This is a genomic window from Fodinisporobacter ferrooxydans, from assembly GCF_022818495.1.
GTDB lineage: Bacteria > Bacillota > Bacilli > Tumebacillales > MYW30-H2 > Fodinisporobacter > Fodinisporobacter ferrooxydans.
Genome location: NZ_CP089291.1, coordinates 546800 through 564743 on the forward strand (window position 1 = coordinate 546800; position 17944 = coordinate 564743).

Consider the following 17944-nt stretch of genomic DNA (forward strand, 5'->3'; position numbering starts at 1 on the left):
ATATCGACATTAAGAACTTGTCAGTGTGGATGTTTCCTTAAATTCCCCTACCGCCATCTACGTTAAGAATTTCTCCGGTTTCGATGGTTGCAAAAAATGATACCAACCATACAAACCGCAGACATTTCTAGAGGCAGCCTCTTGATATAAAGGGGCTTTTCGTGTATTAGTAAAAACATCACCTATTTCAACATCTCCTAATTTTTGTTTTGGGAAGCATACTGGCAAATTTGCTTTGCAGAGAAAGGATTCTTGTCATGAAATCAAAATTCATTGTTTACTTAGTCTCATTTGCAGCGTTTTTGGCGCCATTTACGCAATCGATCTATGCTCCGATGATTCCAGAGGTGACAAACGATTTTCATACATCGGCTTTTTGGGTCAACTTAACGATTTCTATTTTTACGGCGTTTTTGGCACTCATGCAGATTATTTATGGACCTTTGACAGATACAAAGGGACGGCGCAGCGTGATGCTGTTCGGAATTGTCTTCTATGTACTAGCCACCATCGGATGTTACTTTTCGAATTCGATCTATGTGTTATTGTTCTTTCGCGCATTACAAGCGATCGGAATCGCAACAGGTTCCGTTGTTGCAGTAACGGTTATTAGTGATTTGTTTGAAGGAGAAAACCGAGGGAAAGCGATGGGAACATTTCAGATGATGGTATCCCTCGGTCCAGTCGTAGGCCCTGTTGTTGGGGGATTCCTTGGTGGAATGTTCGGTTTTCATTCTGTTTTTCTCGCATTGGTCATTGTTGGTCTGATCGTATTTCTTTTAAACCTGACGTTTCTGAAAGAAACAAAACCGGAAAAGGGATTCGCAAACAGTTTTAAACCACGGGATTTTATTACGATTCTAAAAGACCGAATCGGCTCGTCCATCATACTTCTTGGATTTATCCAATACTATGCTTTTTATAACTTTCTCGTATTCATGCCAGGCATTTTAAGTGAACGGTATGGACTAACGGCCGAACAAAAAGGACTCGTGTTTCTCCCGCTGTCGCTCTGTATTGTAATTGGAAGTTTCTTGGGCGGAAGAGCGCAAGGGCGATTTGAAGGAAGAAAATTCGTTGTTTTAACGTCTTATCTTAATGTTTTGGCAATTTTATTGTTTACCGTTGTATCGCATATATCGCTTCTTTTATTGATTGGATCGAGTGTCCTCTTTGGCCTCTTCCTGGGGCTGTCGCTGCCTGTGCAAACCACCCTTTTGACACAAGCATTTCAAAAGAATCGGGCTACGGCAATTGGGGTATACAACTTTGTCCGATTCATGGGGATGGCCCTCGGCCCCATTTTCGGCAGTCTGTTGCTGCAAATAGGCGGCTATTACTTGATATACGGGTTTATTGTAGCCGTTTTTTTAGGATGTTCGTCAGTGCTGCACAAGCGGCTACTCCATGCAACCAATACTATGGCAAACTATAATCAAGGAATATCTTCCTAATCACATAGCCATCCTATGTGATTAGGAAGGATCTAACGGGATACTAGAAAAGGAACAATCAAATACACACATACGTTCACGGGAGTTTCATTTATGAGTATACATGCGTATTTTAAAAGTTTAATGAAGCTGGAACGAATCGTGCGTTGCCCTGGTGAGTTCAAGATGGAATCGCACAACGTGTCCAGCCACTCTTGGAAGGTAGCACAGTATTGCCAATTTTTAGGTGAAGTAGAGGAGCAACATGGGGCAAACATCAATTGGAAATCCCTCTATGAAAAAGCGATCAATCACGATTATGCGGAAATTTTCATCGGCGATATCAAAACTCCTGTGAAATATGCGTCCGTTGAGTTGCGAAATCTGTTGCAACAGGTAGAAGAAGGCATGACGAAGCAGTTCGTTGATACGGAATTTCCCGAACAATTTCGACAGCTGTATCATGAAAAGTTGAAAGAAGGGAAAGACACTACACTAGAAGGCATGATTCTGACAGTCGCTGACAAAATGGATCAGGTATATGAAGCTTTTACGGAAATTCAGAAAGGCAATTCGCAACCGGCATTTATCATCATGTACCAAGACGCATTAAAAGCCATCAGAAAAATTCCGCTCAAATGTGTAGAGTATTTCTTGGATGTCGTATTGGAAGATATGATAAACGACGAGACGATTGCATCTGTCGACATCAAACAGATTACCGGGGAAGCATTAAAAAATTCAAGCATCTAACCATTTTATCCGATCCTATTTATCCGATCCTAGCGTGTTGCGCGCATATTGTGCAATGGATTAGGAGCAGGTACAACTGCGCCTGCTCCATTTTTTCATAAAGAGGATGTTCAAAAATCAGTCGAAATTCATAACCACTTTTTGAACACGCACTTAAAATGATATGCACTCAGATACATATCTATAACGATTGCGCTATTTTTTTCTCCGCAACTGGCGAAACCTTCGGTGAACGCAAAGCTCCTTGGTTCGCAACAAACACACCCAGCAAAACTAAGACGCCACCTAAGATCTGCGTTGTATAGATAGCATCGCCCAATGCGAAGTGTCCTAAGAGCAACGCGATAAATGGCGGAATGTTCATAAACATCGAAGCGGTTCCGGCTCCGATCAAAGACACGCCGCGATTCCACCAAAATCCAGCCATTCCTTGTGCTACAATTCCGGCAAGCCCCATCAAAATCCACGCAAATACTTGATGGCTCACCACACTCTTCCCTAATAGAGCTTCACCTGCGGCTGCAGGCGCCATCAAAATGCTGCCGAGAATCGTGGCAAAAATCGTCACTGCGTACGACGACATGGTATTCGTCAGTCCTCGAATGAACAGCAAACTGATGGACAAGGCCAGCATCGCAAACACCAAGTAAACATCCCCGATGGAAACCCCAAAAGATTGTCCTTGAAGACCGACAATAACAACTACACCAGCCAAGCTAAATAAAGCTCCTATCGTCTTCGGCACGGTAAATGGAACTTTCAAAAAGATACGTTCCAAGATCGTCGTTGCAATGGGAGCCATGGCGATAATCAAGGCTGCGTTCGCGGCAGTCGAATCCCGCAGACCTGTAAAGTAAAAAATCTGATTGAACAATGTTCCAAAGATGCCGGCTCCTCCTAGCAAAATCCACTCCTTTTTGGTCGGACGACGCAACCCCTTGGCTTTCAACGCTATAACAAACAGGAAGATAGATGTCATACTAATCCTGGCAAACGATAAAAAGATAGGCGAAAAAAAGTGCAGCAAATATGCACTGGCCACATAGTTGCAGCCCCAAAGCAAAGAAACGCCAAGGAGCCCGACAAGCGCCGATTTCTGTTCTGACATAATTCACACTCCAAGTATTAGGATCATGCTGGAAAACGTAACTCTTAAGCAGCGAATTCCTTCACACAAAAAAGAACCCGCAACTGCAAAGCAAGACATGCACAAAAAACCACCAACGACAAACCCAGCTCACTCAGGGCAAGCTGGGCACTATTCGTGGTTCCTCTGGGTGCAGGCGATTCATGGCTAAACAAAACCGCGATTCCGCACCACGTGATGCTTAAGATGTTTTATGATTTTAGTATCATTATAACACAAAAATCGGCGCGGCCTACCTGACAGTGTTTTCTGATAATGATTGCTTTTGCTGATTGCCTGTTTTCAGATTAGCGTAAATGATTGTTCATGCAAAAATTCCCGAAACAATTGGGTTGCTTTCGTGTGGAAATCAGATTTCCGCAAAACTATGGAGAACTGCCTTTCGAACGGGGAACCCGTGAATGGAATTTCCCGCAGCGTATTCCACATGAGTTCTTTGCGTATCACCCACTTTGACAATAATGCAACACCCAACCCTGCTTCAACCGACTCCTTGATCACTTGTGTGCTGCTATACTCAACCATTGTTTTGGGATGTATACCGTATGTTTTCAAAACGTGATCCGTAATTTCACGAGTACCTGATCCCTTTTCCCGGATAATCCAATGTTCCTTTGCCAATTGCTCCGGAGTTGCAAATTCCTCTCTGGCAAGCGGATGATGATTTGAAGCAACGACAACAACAATATCCTCCGCGAAAGGTTCCGCTTCGACGCCGCCTTCATGAATGGATTTCCCTTCAATGATTCCAATATCCAGTTCTCCTCGGGCCACTTGCCCCACAACCGTATGGGTGTTTTCAATGGATATGGTTGGCGTTATCTTTGGATACTTGTTGCGAAAGTCCGCGATAACGTGCGGCAAAACGTATTCACCGAACGTGAAGCTGGCGCCGATGTTCAGCGACCCGCTCGCATCCTCTTTTAAGTCTTGAATGAGTCGATCCATTTGGCTGTATAGGCCCAGAATATCCTTGGCATGATGATACGCAACTTCGCCCGCTTTGTTCAACCGCACATATTTATTTGTTCGATCCAACAGTTTGACGTCGAGCCGCTGTTCGAGGTTTTGAATGTGCTGACTGATGGCGGGTTGACTCATGTGAAGTTTTTCTGCAGCCCGTGTAAAGTTCTGTTCTTCTGCCACAGTCACGAATGCCAACAGTTGTTGATCCATACTTGTTGCCTCCGTATCGATAATAAAACACGTAATAATCTTAATAATAATAATTGACTTATGATCACAATTGCAATTATGTATTTTACTTATTGTTTACAACGGAATATGATTTCTATGTAATCAACAACGGAGGTGAGCGTATGACGACTCAGAAATCGGCGTTACTGGTGCAAAACCAGTCGAATGTTATAACTAAGGATCGTATGCAAGGGGATCAAACAAAATCATCACGGTGGCTGTGGCTAGGCGGAATTGCATTTACATTTGTCATCGCCTTGCTAGGTTTGGGGCTATCCACGCTTCCCATTTTTGACCGTGTGGGACAGCTTGCATGTGCCATTCTCATCGCGGTCATGTATCGGCAAGTCGCTGGTTACCCAGAGGCGATTCGCCCGGGAATTCAGTTTTCGGCAAAGAAATTGCTGCGCTATGCCATTATTCTGTTCGGATTAAAACTGAATATCAATGTCATTTTGCATCAGGGATTATGGCTATTGGTGCGCGACACCGGAACGATTGTTTTCGCCATGGCAGCAACCGTACTGATCGCAAAATTGTTCAAAGCCGATCGTTCACTCTCTTTCTTGCTGGGCATCGGGACAGGGGTTTGCGGTGCAGCTGCGATTGCGGCAGTATCCCCCATTTTGCAAGCAAAGGAAGAAGACACGGCAATTGGAGCAGGGATTATTGCACTGATGGGGACTGTCTTTGCCATTTTGTATACGATCATCCGTCCGTTTGTCTCTCTTTCTGCAATCAACTACGGCATTTGGTCCGGAGTGAGCCTGCATGAAATCGCGCATGTCGCTTTAGCTGCCGCCCCTGCCGGCCAAAACGCTTTGGCAATTGCCCTGCTGGCGAAATTGGGACGCGTGTTCCTGCTTGTGCCATTGAGTTTCATCCTGATGGCTTGGATGAAGCACAAGGGCAAGACAGAACAGACCGATGCGAAAATTGAATTTCCATGGTTTCTGATCGGATTCATTTTGATGAGTCTGATCGGGAGCTATGTTATTGGAAAATCCATTATCTTGCCTGCCTCTGTGATGAATGATATAGCAAACGTGACGACATTTGTTCTAACGATGGCGATGGTTGGCTTGGGACTCAATGTGAGCTTCAAAGATTTGCGTACAAAAGCGCTTCGTCCCTTGATTGCCATGACAATCACATCGGTTCTTTTGTCCACGATTACATTTTTTACAGTTTGAGTCCATGTTTAAGAATCAGCACTTGAAAGAGGGAAAAGCAGATGAAGAACATGATGTTCGCAACAGACAGCATTATTAAAATCTGCAAGTGCAGTCAAACGGGTTATGGGACAACTCGCATAGACGGCTATCGGATAAATAACGATCCGGGGTTGCATTGTAGTATCATGCAACCCCGGATCGTCTGTATTCCGATCGGATGATTAGTGAACGGGGGCCATTTGCCGTACTTTGTCGTATGTTTGGCCCAAAGCTTGCATGTAAGTGGCTGTAGCTTCCTCGCCTGGATAGTAGCCGTTTTTTCGCATCCATCCGGCAACTTCGTACGCGTGATGTGAACACATCGTAAAAGCATCCTCAAGGAATGCGCGAAGCTGCGTGTTGTCCGCTTCGAACGCAGCAGCGGCATAGTTTTTTCCGTTATTTTTAAGTGTAAGAAGGTAAATGGTGGCGATCGCCCGATCGTCAAATTGGGTCGAATCAATATTCGGCATGCCTGTCTGCGCGGGTTTCGGAGTACCCGACATTTTTGCAGGCATTGCCGGCACATTGAGCTTTTCTGAAGAATTTCCTTGTTTCGCATAGTCGACCTTGATATTGTAGTCCTGAATATGCGCAGCGAATTGTTTCTGCAAAATCGATTTTAGTTCTTGACATTTGACTTGATGCACGAAAGCTCCCATACATGTCAGAATGTCATAACATCCCATTAACAAGTGATTTAACTCGTATGCCTCATGTGTTTGCAATGACATGGCGTTTGCCCCCCTGTGTTTATATATGTTCGGTACTGCACATATATAAAGTACCCTGAGCGCACAATGCTATGCGTATATTGTTTCCTGTCTTGTTCCCGTATGAAACCAATCATCCGCCTAAAGATCCGCGCAGACGAAATGTAGATTTTCAAATTAAAGTTCAAGGGATGTTGGCTTTTGCTTGTACACTTTTGAGATTATGAACAAATAGACGATGCCCAGGACGATCCACGAAAGACCCAGCTTGATTGCCAAGTGGTCCATTCCGTACATGACATATCCGATTACCACAAATCCAAGCATCGGGAATACAAGATGGCGCAGGTAGTCTTGTGATTTATTGCGAATGATATAATGATTCACGACTGATATATGCAGCAATAGGAATCCACTCAATGCGCCAAAGTTTACGATATTCGTCAACACGTCAATTTTGTTCGAAAAAGCAAGTCCCACGATCAGAGAGATTACCGCTACCAGGATCGTGCTTATATACGGCGTTTGAAATTTCGGATGAACTTTCGCCAGTACTGCCGGCAATTTTCGGTCACGCGCCATGGAAAACAGGATTCTCGAGATAGCGGCTTGTGCGGCCAGTGCATTGGCAATACCCCAGGAAAACGCCGTTGCGATTATTGTCAAATTCTTCAACCAAGCACCGCCGGCTTTTCCGGCAATATCATAAAACGCCGTGTCGAGGTTTGTTAATTTCAGTCCTTGCCCCAGGTCGCTGGCAACCCAAGTTTGGATGATAAAGAGAATTCCGACAACCAATAACGCCGTAACCGTTGCCCGGCCGATCACTTTACTGCCGCCTTTGACTTCTTCCGATAAAGTGGAAATCCCGTCGAATCCAAGGAAAGAAAGTACCGCGATGGAAACTGCGCCCATCACCAGCGATAAATGAAAGGAACTTGAATCATAGAGCGGCTTCATGGTGAAATGTCCGCTTCCCTGCCCGTGATAGAGTGCGTATACACCGACAAGGATAAAGATCAACAATACGATAAATTCCGCAATCAGGATATATTTGTTGGCTTTTGCGGTAAATTCGACACCCAACACATTGATCACCGTATTAATCGCGATGAAGGCTACCAACCACACCCAAATCGGAATCGATGGAATCAAGGCTGTCAATGCCGCCGCACTGACCAGGTACAACAGCGCGGGTACCAAAATATAGTCGAGCAGTATAGCCCAGCCTGCGATAAATCCGACTTTATCGTTGATGCCACGCTGGGCGTATGCATAGACGGATCCTGCAATCGGGAATGCTTCAGACATGCGCGCATAACTGAAAGCGGTAAAAATCATTCCTGTCATGCCAATCAGATATGCCAATGCGACCATTCCCTTGGAACCGTCCGCAACATAACCGTATACCCCAAAAGGTGCAATCGGAACCATAAAGATCATGCCGTAAATCAGCAAATCCCAAAACGTCAGCGCACGCTTCAACTCTTGTTTATAACCAAATTGTTCAATGGACACGATGCGTCACCTCCACGTATAATTGAATCTTCCCTAAGATAGACACCCAGGTTTTAAGAAGGAAACCCAAGTTGTTGCAGGACGGACAAAGGCATTTCAAAGCGGGCTGTCTTCAATGGATCCACAACCTGGCTCACTTGCAGATTTCCCCCGATACTTAACAAAGCAATCGCGTCATGCTTGGTCAATCGAAATTCCGAAACGAGAAAATCAACCATGTTTCGTGTAGCGGATGTGGCCGCATCATCCAGCAGTTTCTCCGATGCGATCGCGTATAGAGCAAACTCGGTTTTTGCCATCGGCAACTTCCATGTTTTACCTTTGAGCACATGAACGGTCACTGTTACTTCACCGGCAATCTCCACCCCGCACACGGCTACTTCGCCATCGCCCATCGCTGCATGCAGATCGCCTAGCGCCAGCAGGGCACCCGGTACATTCACAGGCAGGTACAGCGTGGTTCCTTGCTTGATAATTTTGCTGTCCATATTGCCGCCGTGTTTGCCGGGAGTCCCGCAAGAAACCGCTTCCTTTTCCGGTGCGGTTCCAATCACTCCAATCATCGGGTTCACCGGAATCGCGATCTGTTCGGAAAATTGAGCCTTGCCGTCACGAATCGGAATCATGCGAATCTGGTTTTCCGCCAAGTCGCCTCCGATAACGCCAAGCCCAGGCCCTGTAACCATCACACCTTGATCGCCAATCTGGATGGACTCAATTCTGACTTCCAACACATCGCCGGGTTCGGCATCCTCTACAAATACCGGACCGGTGGCAGGATTGATGCGATTCCAGTCCAACGAATGAAACGGTGTATCTGCATTCCCAATTTGATTTTCAAAACAATCGCACGTTTCAAAAACAACTGTCGCGCCGCTTGGAACCCTTAAAACCGGCTGATTGTCTTTTGACATGGCATAAACCAACTGATTGCTCGGCACTCGGTACATGTCGTTAATTCCTCCTAAAAAACATCAAAGTATTCGTTCATTTCCCAATCATTTCTTTTAATTTTTCTTCATAAGAAACTTCTAAGCCTAAAAAATATCAAAATACTCCTTCATTTCCCAATCTGTCACATGTGCAAGAAAACGATCATATTCGGCATAGCGAAGAGAAAGATAATCTTCGATAAAATCAGCTCCTAAAGAATCGCGAAGCCAGTTGTTTTTTTCAAGTTCCCGCAGTGCTTCAAGCAAACTGCTTGGCAAGTGCTCAAAATCCGAACCATAGGGATCGGTGTTTTGTATCGGAGCGGAAGGCTCTATTTTATGAAGGATGCCATCCAGACCGGCAGCAAGTACGGCAGCGAGTGCAATATACGGATTGGTATCAGCACCAGCCAAGCGGTTTTCGATCCGTGTCACTTCCCCTCTGCCGGACGGCACACGGATCATCGCGCCGCGGTGTTCATATCCCCAAGAAATCGTTGTAGGAGCAAACGAATGCGGTACCAACCTTTTATAACTGTTGATCGTAGGATTCGCCAATGCACATAGCGCCTTTGCATGCGTAAGCTGCCCACCAATAAACCAACGACAAATGTCAGATAGTCCATCCGCACTTGATGGATCATAAAACAGATTGTGACCGTCTTGATCGTAAAGCGAATGGTTCATATGTGCACCACTGCCACTTCTAGCAGACGCCGGCTTACTCATGAAAGTTGCTTTATAGCCCTGACCGTGCAAGATTTCCTTAATACTTGTACGATAATAAAATGCCATGTCGGAAATTTCGACACCCCAAAAAGGTGAATGTGTGACTTCGAATTGCCCCGATCCATATTCCGTATTCGCTACTTCTGGCCCTGCACCCATTTCTGTCAGGTGCATGAACAATGTAGTGATGATATTCTCTACTTCTGCCTGTTTTGTTTCAGAAAAGCAGTGAAGCCCCTTCCAAACGGGTTCGATTCTTGCCGCTTCTTGAACAAAGACATAAAATTCATACTCAAAGCTGCCACGCACCAAATATCCCAAATCTTGAAATGTATCCAAAACCTTTTTTAGTACATGCCTTGGTGACTGTTTTATAGGTGAACCATTAGAATCACAAAGATCGCCGATAACTCTTGCTACTCCTTGCTTATATGGCAAAATCGAAAATGTGCTGAGATCGGTCTGTATTTGCCAATTAGGAAATCCACCGGCAAATCCGGAACCCACGTTTTTGTGTATTTCAGCTGAAGTATCCATCGAAAAAAGTACAGATGGAAATGAGACAGTATCTTTAAAGGCAGTTTCTAAAAAATGTCGAACGGGAATATAACGGGCCCTTGAGATGTTAGATAGATCAGGTACAGTAACACGAATCGTATGAATCTGACGATCATGAATGACTTGTTGTATATGGTTGATCCAATCGTAATTCGTCAAAAAATCCCTCCAATAAAAATTTTCAGAAATAATAAATAAGTTTAAATAGACTCTATATTAGAAAAATACACACTCATTATTTTTCTGTCAATCAAACATTTTACTAAACGGTTTAAAAATGTACCGGTATCTGATAAAATTTCTTAAATGCACAATGAATACTGTTTTTATATCGGTATAAATATCAACCGATTTGAATCGAAAATAAACCATACGGAGTAGTGAGGTGTGGCGGATGAAATCATCCCATGTCTTTCAAAGTTCTGTCATGAAAAATCTGTATCAGAAAGCAAAACAAATTGCACAATTTTCTTCTGCGGTTGTACTTGAAGGAGAAAGCGGAGTTGGCAAAAAAACAGTTGCCGAATGGATCCATCAAAACAGCGGAAGAGCGAACTATCCTTTATTAACTGTAAATTGTCCTGCGTTATCTGAAAAAATGATTGATACGGAGCTTATGGGGAAAGAACGCGGAAAACAACCGAGCGTCATGGAACAGGCAGATAAAGGAACCGTAGTTCTTCATCGGATCGACGAATTGCCATATGAGTTTCAAGGAAAGATGCTCGATTTTATCATGGAATGCAGCAAACGCAAACAAGTCGGTAGTTGGACGAAAACGATCGACATCCGGATCATTGCTACAACAACCTTCGATTTAAAACAGATGGTGGAAGAAAAGCGATTTCGCGATGACCTGTATTATACTCTGCATTCAACCAAAGTACGCATCCCTCCGTTGCGGGAAAGAAGAGAGGATATAAGACCATTGCTTACATTTTATTTGAAACAAATTTGCAAAGATCTCAATCTGGTGAAGCGGTTCGAAAATGAGACTTTCTGCATTCTGATGAACCATTCCTATCCCGGTAATGTGCGGGAACTAAGAGGGTTGATTGAAGGATTATGTATCACAACGATAACTGAAGAAATTTGTCCGCAAGACTTACCGGAATATTTGCTGCTTTCCCAGGAAAAAGAAAACACCTCTCTCGAAGCTCAATTGCAAGTACTGGAGAAGCAAGTCATTTTACAAACATTAAAGAATGAAACAAGCATCCGCAAGGCAGCAAAGAAATTGCAAATCAGTCATGCAACACTCTTAAGGAAAATGCAGAAACTCGGGATACAATACTAGCCAACTCCCGCTGCGGGAGTTGGCTTTGTGCACTGATCCATTAAAATCCAAGCACCGGGTGTGGGACATATGGTTCTTCCATGAATAAAATTTCCTCAGGCGTCAACTTGATCGAAAGCGCAGCTACCGCATCATCCAGATGATGCGATTTGGTTGCTCCAATGATCGGCGCTGTAACCGGTTCCTTTTGCAGCACCCAGGCAAGCGCCGCTTGAGCACGTGGAACGCCCCGTTGCGCCGCAACCTCCGCCACCCGTTCGACTACTCTGCGATCCGCGTCAGCTGTAACCGCATAGAGTTTCTTCCCAAATTCATCCGTCTCGGAACGCGCACTCGTTTCCTCCCAGTCACGTGTCAGCCGTCCTCTTGCCAGTGGACTCCAAGGAATCACGCCGATTTTCTCTTCTTGGCAAAGTGGCAGCATCTCTCGCTCCTCTTCACGGTACAAGAGGTTCAAGTAATTCTGCATCGTAACGAATCGGGTCCATCCGTTTCTTTCAGCGATATGTAACGCTTTGAGAAATTGCCATGCGTACATGGTGGAAGCGCCAATGTATCTTGCCTTCCCTGCCTTTACAACGTCATGCAGCGCTTCCATCGTCTCTTCGATCGGCGTATTGCAATCCCAGCGGTGGATCTGATACAAATCGACATAATCGGTTCCCAGCCGCCTCAGGCTGTTATCAATCTCACACATAATCGCCTTTCGCGAGAGCCCGGATCCATTGGGACCGGGACGCATACGACCGTGAACCTTTGTTGCGATCACTATTTCATCCCGCTTGGCGTAATCCCTCAAAGCGCGCCCGACAATCTCCTCGCTCGTCCCATCCGAATAGACATTCGCAGTATCGAAGAAGTTAATGCCAAGCTCCAGCGCCTTTTTTATAGTAGGGCGACTTTGCTCTTCGTTCAGCACCCAGCGGTGATTCCCTCGCTCCGGTACACCAAAGCTCATACAGCCAAGACAAAGGCGGGATACATCCATGCCGGTATTGCCAAGCTTCACATAGTCCATTTTCTTATCCCTTCTTTCTATGAAATTGTTTGCAATGATCCATGCAAAATCGAGCTCACTTCCTAATCCATTCGTTTTAGCAAGTCTTTTATTAAAAGTTCCAGGATCTGTTCCTGAAACACTTTTCTTTCCGTTCCTCTTATGCTCTGCAACAGTTGATTATCCCAAGGCATTTTCATTTGATTCAATAGTGAAAGTTCACTCGCTGTGAACAGCGGGTTGTGGCTGCGAACAGTCGGCAAATATTTTGGATTTAAAAAAAGCAAAAAGACCTGCTCTTGTCAACTTTATGCCATTTTGCCAAATTCCTCAAGCAGAAATGCCATGTACACAATTCCCTGCTCAAAATCATACAAGCGAATCGACTCATTTGGTGCATGTGCCCTTGAATTCACCCAACCGACCCCTGTGCTGACAACCGGCAATTGCAGTTGATGACCGAATTCATACATTGGACCTGTACCAGCGGCATTCGGTGCTAAAACAACTTCTGAGCCATATGCTTCTTGTGCGGTTTTCACAACAAGCGAAACAAACGGATCGGCGTAGTTGGAACGATAGGCCCGCTGGCCGTTGATCATTTCCACTCGAACATCCATAAATCCATGCTTTTCCAGGTGAGTGCGGACACAGTGCAAAATATGTTCGGGATCTTGATTCGGAACGAGGCGGCAATCGATTTTTGCCTGCGTCCGTTTCGGCAAAACCGTTTTGCTGCCTTTGCCATAATACCCACTTTCGATTCCACAGATCGTCATCGTCGGTTCGAACACCATCGCTGCCCGCGGATCTTGCCCTTTGTCTTCCGTAATCAGCGGGCGTTTCAGCCCGTATAACGATTTGACGGATTCCTGATCGAATGGAAGCGACTTGACGGCTCGCATTTCTGCTTCAGTAGGCGGCAAAATTCCATCATAAAATCCCTCGACAAGAATTTTATGATCGACACTTCGCATCGATGCGAGCGCTTGTACGAGCCGCCATGCCGCATTATCCACATACGCGCCTACAGATGAATGCATATCCACATCTGCACCGACACATGTGAATTGTAAATACGCCATCCCCTTCACACCGGCTACCATACTGACGCGCTCTTTTTCATCCTTATGTCCGAATTCCCAAATGCATGCATCTGCCCGAAATAACTCTTTATAGTTTGTGAGATAGGGTGCCAGATTGGGGCTTCCAATCTCTTCTTCGCCTTCAATCATAAATTTCACGTTGCAAGGCAATCCGCCATCGAGTTCCTGCAAAACTTTAATGGCTGACAAACGCGCCACTAGGTCCCCTTTGTTATCCGATACACCGCGTGCATACAGTTTTCCATCGCGAATGGCCGGTTCAAACGGATCTGATTCCCACTCATCGTACGGTTCCGGCGGCTGTACATCATAATGATTATAATAAAGCAATGTTTTGTCCCGATTGCCCTTTTCTCCGGCGGGAAAAAACCCATATATCACCGGGTTGCCTCCCAGATCATCAAGCACGTGTACTGTGCCGCCTGCTCCCTTGATCATCTGCGCCACATGCCGAACCGTTTCCGGAATCGCCCGGTTTTGTGCCGATACAGACGGCAAACTTACATAGGATTTTAACTCTTCAATAAATGAAAATAGATTCTCTGATACTTGATTCCGCAACGCCTGCATACGTTTCTGGCTCAATTTGACAACCTCCAATAAATAATTTCATTCTTTATTCCCAAGATATTGATTAAACCATCCGACGATATGATCCAATCGCTCAACACGATGTTCGGGTTGCCCGTTGCGTGATAAATCGTGATTTTCATTTGGAAAACGTACCAATTCCGTTTCCACTCCAAGCCGTTTTAACGCAGTAAACCATTGTTCCGCTTGTTCCATCGGGCAGCGGAAATCTTCTTCGCTATGAATAATTTTTACAGGTGTTTGCACGCGATTTGCATAACGAATCGGTGAACGCGACAGGATGAATTCCTCGTCCTCCCAAATATCCGCACCGTCCAGTTCTTTTACGTTAAACCAAAAACCAATATCACTCGTGCCGATCATGCTGTGCAAATTGCAAATCGAACGTTGCGTAACCGCCGCTTTAAAAATATGTGTATGTGCAACCATCCAGTTCGTCATATAGCCGCCATAACTGCCGCCGGTGACAAACAGGTTGTTTCGGTCTACATAGGGAAGCCTGGCGACGGCATCGACCGCATCGATCAGATCTTCGTAGTCCTTACCGCCCCAATCCCCGATCGATCCGCGCACAAAAGCTTCCCCGTATCCGTGGCTTCCGCGCGGATTGGTATAAAGCACGATATATCCGGAATTTGCAAGCACTTGAAATTCATGAAGGAACGTATTGCCATATGATGAATGAGGCCCACCGTGAATCTCCAGAACCAACGGATATCGTTGATCGGAAGAAAATCCGGGCGGTTTTAAAAGCCAGCCGTTAATCTCAAGCCCATCACGTGCTTGAAATTTCGTTCGTTCCGGAACGGATACGGTCAAACTCTTAAACAAAGGTGTGTTGTGATATGTAATTTGCTGAATTTCTTTATTTTGTTGGAGATACAATTCTGCAGGCGAAGCAGGTGTTTCCTTGGCATATGCGATGACTCCTGAATGATAGGAAAAAGATGTAACAACTTGCGTGTCGCCTGGAGTTTCTTTTTGAATTTTCTCATCAAGCGTCACACTGTAAACATAAACATCACCTTCATGTGTCGCTGTGAAGTAAATTTTTTGACTATCCATATCCCAGATTGGCGAGACTTCCGCCGTTTCATAGCGGGCATCCGTTCCAACTTGGTTGCCAACCGGGCGGTCCAAAGACCGGGACAAGGAGCGCGCTTCGCCGCTGCCGGTGGAAACAACCCATAGTTCTGTGTTATATCCGCTGTCCTCTCCGTGTTCATGGCCAAAAAATGCGATCCATTTCCCATTCGGCGAATATACAGGATGTGATACACTCCCTTTCCCCTGATACGTTAAATCAATCAAACCGGTATCCAAATCAACCGTGTAAAGGGAAGGCGTCACCTCAACCTGATTCTCTTCCCGCCATGAGACAAACGCGATTTTCTTTCCATCCGGGGACACAGTTGGATCCGTTTCGTCAAAATTTCCGTCCGTGATCTGTTGGGGGCCGCTTCCATCTACTTGTACAAGCCACAAATGAATCGGTTCGTCACCGTAAAACCCGTATCCATTGCCCCGATAACGAAGCGTATTTACTACCCGGACATCACTTTTTTCGTTCGCATCATCTTTGCGGGCAGCTACGACTAATTGATTGTTTGGCATCCAGGAATAGGATTTTACACCTTTTTTAAAGAAAGTAAGTTGTTTTGGTTCCCCACCATCTGTCAACATCACAAACAATTGTGGTGTACCGCTTCTTGTCGAGACAAAAGCCAGATAAGACCCATCCTGAGAAAATTTCGGCAGCTTATCCTGCGCAAGTCCTTGTGTGAACGGAATATCACGGCCTGTTTTACGGTCATATTTGCAAATTTGCGATTGATATTTGTTTTCCTCTTGGTTAATCGTTGTCTTAACATAAACAATCGATTGCCCATCAGGAGAGAATTGCGGGTCCCCGCTAAATTGTAACGAAAATAATGTCTGTGTCGTAATCGGTCGCATATTCATTCCTCCAGACAACTGTTTTTGTGGGGAAACGCATCCGGGAACTCATCATTTGGGGAGTTCCCGTGACGGGTTCCCGGGTAGCCGTCAAGCACCAAGCTGCTATACGAATCAAGCAATCTTTCGATCGTCGCGATTGAATTATTTCACGCTCATATAACGCACATCCGGGAATGTATCACTCGGATGGACAACGATACCATCTATTTTTTTATTGAATGCAAAGACGTTGGTATAGAAGAAGAGCGGCGCAACCGGTGCCTGATCAATGATCAACTGGTCTGCCTTGTGCATGTCATCCATGCGTTTCGAAACATCTGTTGTGGTTTCCGCTTCATTGACATATTTGTCGAATTGTTTGTTTTTCCACCGCGTATAGTTGCTGCCAAAGTCGCTTTTCAGAAGATCCAGCTCCGCACTTGGATCTGTGTAGCTTTGAATCCAGCCCATCCGGCCGATTTGGAAATCGCCCTTTGTCAACTTGTCGAGATAAATTTTCCAATCTTCGTTTTGCAGTGTAACATCAACGCCAAGATTCTTTTTCCACATTTGTTGAATCGCTTCTGCAATCTTTTTATTGTAGTCGACCGTGTTGTATTGATATGTGATCGGCGGCAATTGGCTGAGACCCTCTTCCTTCAGGCCTTGTGCCAAGAGTTGTTTTGCTTGTGCAACATCATCTTTAAATAAGTCGCCGCCTTCTTTGCGGAAATCTCCGTTTTTACCCGGATCCCCAGGCGGTACAAACGCATACGCAGGCGTTTCTCCTTGTTGCGTAACGTCCTTGACGAGAGATTGCCGGTCGATCGCAAGGCTGAGCGCTTTACGAATATTTACGTTGTCGAACGGCTTCTTCTGTGTATTAAATTCCAGCATATATGTGCCGGCAAGCGGATAAATCTTGGCTTCTCCGGACTGCAACAGCTTCGGTGTAAGAGTAGCCGGCAGCTTTACGTCCATATCGAGCTGGCCGCTTTTGAACATTTGATACTGTGTATTGAGGTCGTTGACGATAACACCTGTTACCTGATCCAATTTAATAGAATTTTTGTCCCAATAGTTTTGGTTTTTCTGTAATACGAGTTTTTGTTGGTGCTGCCATGACGCAACTTTAAACGGACCGTCGCTGACAATGGTAGATGCATCTGCTGCCCATTTCGGATTTTTTTCCACAACTTTTTGATCAACCGGGAAATATGGGTGGAAAGCAGTCAGATCCAGGAAGAAAGGTACCGGAGTATTTAGTGTTACCTGGAGTGTATGGTCATCAATTGCTTTTACCGCTACTTGATCCGCACTGCCTTTGTTTGTATTGTATTCTTTCGCGCCTTTAATATAGTAGAGATAGTTTGCAAACTGAGCGCCGGTTTTCGGATTGAGGATATGTTTCCATGCGTAAACAAAATCATTTGCCGTCACTGGATCACCGTTGCTCCATTTTGCATCACGCAGCTTAAATGTCCAGACTGTGCCATTCTGAGAAGTCGACCAAGATTCCGCAATACCTGGTACGGGCTTATTGTCCGACCCCAAATGCGTAAGGCCTTCAAATGCTGCATTGATCACGAAATCAGATGTCGTATCGGTTGCCATTGCCGGGTCGAGCGTCGGCGGTTCTGTGATCAAATCCAGCGAAACGCTTTGTTTGCCGGAGGAGCTGCCTCCGGAACCCGCTGCAGTCCCTGCAGCTGCACCGCCGCCGCAACCGGTTAGAAGTACAGATGTAGCCAGGAAGCCGCCTAACGTTTTATACAAATACTTTTTCTTCATGTGCTCATGTCCCCCTATTTCTCTTTCAAA

At 45.3% G+C, this 17944-nt stretch carries 15 protein-coding genes; 4 read left to right on the forward strand and 11 right to left on the reverse strand.

Annotated features, from left to right (window positions below; all coding sequences use genetic code 11):
* Window positions 1-257 precede the first annotated feature (257 nt).
* Window positions 258-1454 carry an MFS transporter gene (locus LSG31_RS02760; protein ID WP_347437886.1) on the forward strand — a complete coding sequence of 399 codons (1197 nt, stop codon included), beginning with the start codon at window positions 258-260 and terminating at the stop codon, window positions 1452-1454.
* Window positions 1455-1547: 93 nt separating this feature from the next.
* A complete protein-coding gene (locus LSG31_RS02765; protein WP_347437887.1) occupies window positions 1548-2186 on the forward strand; it encodes a YfbR-like 5'-deoxynucleotidase in 639 nt (212 codons plus the stop codon).
* Window positions 2187-2367: 181 nt separating this feature from the next.
* Here the strand turns inward: LSG31_RS02765 and LSG31_RS02770 are convergent, their stop codons facing one another.
* Window positions 2368-3294 carry a DMT family transporter gene (locus LSG31_RS02770; RefSeq protein WP_347437888.1) on the reverse strand — a complete coding sequence of 309 codons (927 nt, stop codon included), beginning with the start codon at window positions 3292-3294 and terminating at the stop codon, window positions 2368-2370.
* A gap of 321 nt (window positions 3295-3615) precedes the next feature.
* Window positions 3616-4509 (reverse strand): LysR family transcriptional regulator, encoded by an 894-nt coding sequence (locus LSG31_RS02775; protein WP_347437889.1) that lies wholly within the window; start codon window positions 4507-4509, stop codon window positions 3616-3618.
* A 143-nt stretch (window positions 4510-4652) separates the two neighbouring features.
* Between LSG31_RS02775 and LSG31_RS02780 the strand changes: the two genes are divergently transcribed.
* Complete coding sequence (locus tag LSG31_RS02780) at window positions 4653-5723, forward strand: YeiH family protein (RefSeq protein ID WP_430734236.1); 1071 nt, start codon at window positions 4653-4655, stop codon at window positions 5721-5723.
* Window positions 5724-5926: 203 nt separating this feature from the next.
* Here LSG31_RS02780 and LSG31_RS02785 read toward each other — a convergent pair whose 3' ends face one another.
* From LSG31_RS02785 to LSG31_RS02800, 4 genes are all read right to left on the reverse strand, one after another.
* Window positions 5927-6478, reverse strand: a complete 552-nt coding sequence (locus LSG31_RS02785) for a spore coat protein (RefSeq protein WP_347437890.1) — start codon at window positions 6476-6478, stop codon at window positions 5927-5929.
* 156 nt (window positions 6479-6634) lie between these two features.
* Window positions 6635-7975 carry an APC family permease gene (locus LSG31_RS02790; protein ID WP_347437891.1) on the reverse strand — a complete coding sequence of 447 codons (1341 nt, stop codon included), beginning with the start codon at window positions 7973-7975 and terminating at the stop codon, window positions 6635-6637.
* 53 nt (window positions 7976-8028) lie between these two features.
* Window positions 8029-8925: an acetamidase/formamidase family protein gene (locus LSG31_RS02795; RefSeq protein WP_347437892.1), complete on the reverse strand. Its 897-nt coding sequence runs from the start codon at window positions 8923-8925 to the stop codon at window positions 8029-8031.
* 87 nt (window positions 8926-9012) lie between these two features.
* Entirely contained in the window at window positions 9013-10353 is a 1341-nt protein-coding gene (locus tag LSG31_RS02800) for a glutamine synthetase family protein (RefSeq protein ID WP_347437893.1), read from the reverse strand.
* Window positions 10354-10588: 235 nt separating this feature from the next.
* On the opposite strand from LSG31_RS02800, the gene LSG31_RS02805 reads away from it, so the two are divergent.
* A complete protein-coding gene (locus LSG31_RS02805) occupies window positions 10589-11491 on the forward strand; it encodes a sigma 54-interacting transcriptional regulator (RefSeq protein WP_347437894.1) in 903 nt (300 codons plus the stop codon).
* A 40-nt stretch (window positions 11492-11531) separates the two neighbouring features.
* On the opposite strand, the gene LSG31_RS02810 is transcribed toward LSG31_RS02805, so the two are convergent.
* The 5 genes from LSG31_RS02810 to LSG31_RS02830 form a co-directional block, all read right to left on the reverse strand.
* Window positions 11532-12509 (reverse strand): aldo/keto reductase, encoded by a 978-nt coding sequence (locus LSG31_RS02810; protein WP_347437895.1) that lies wholly within the window; start codon window positions 12507-12509, stop codon window positions 11532-11534.
* A 62-nt stretch (window positions 12510-12571) separates the two neighbouring features.
* Window positions 12572-12775 carry a hypothetical protein gene (locus LSG31_RS02815; protein ID WP_347437896.1) on the reverse strand — a complete coding sequence of 68 codons (204 nt, stop codon included), beginning with the start codon at window positions 12773-12775 and terminating at the stop codon, window positions 12572-12574.
* A 21-nt stretch (window positions 12776-12796) separates the two neighbouring features.
* The gene (locus LSG31_RS02820; RefSeq protein WP_347439428.1) at window positions 12797-14164 is read right to left on the reverse strand and encodes a M20/M25/M40 family metallo-hydrolase; all 1368 of its coding nucleotides are present in this window, start codon (window positions 14162-14164) and stop codon (window positions 12797-12799) included.
* A 39-nt stretch (window positions 14165-14203) separates the two neighbouring features.
* Complete coding sequence (locus LSG31_RS02825) at window positions 14204-16141, reverse strand: S9 family peptidase (RefSeq protein WP_347437897.1); 1938 nt, start codon at window positions 16139-16141, stop codon at window positions 14204-14206.
* A gap of 144 nt (window positions 16142-16285) precedes the next feature.
* A complete protein-coding gene (locus LSG31_RS02830) occupies window positions 16286-17914 on the reverse strand; it encodes a peptide ABC transporter substrate-binding protein (protein WP_347437898.1) in 1629 nt (542 codons plus the stop codon).
* Window positions 17915-17944 lie beyond the last annotated feature (30 nt).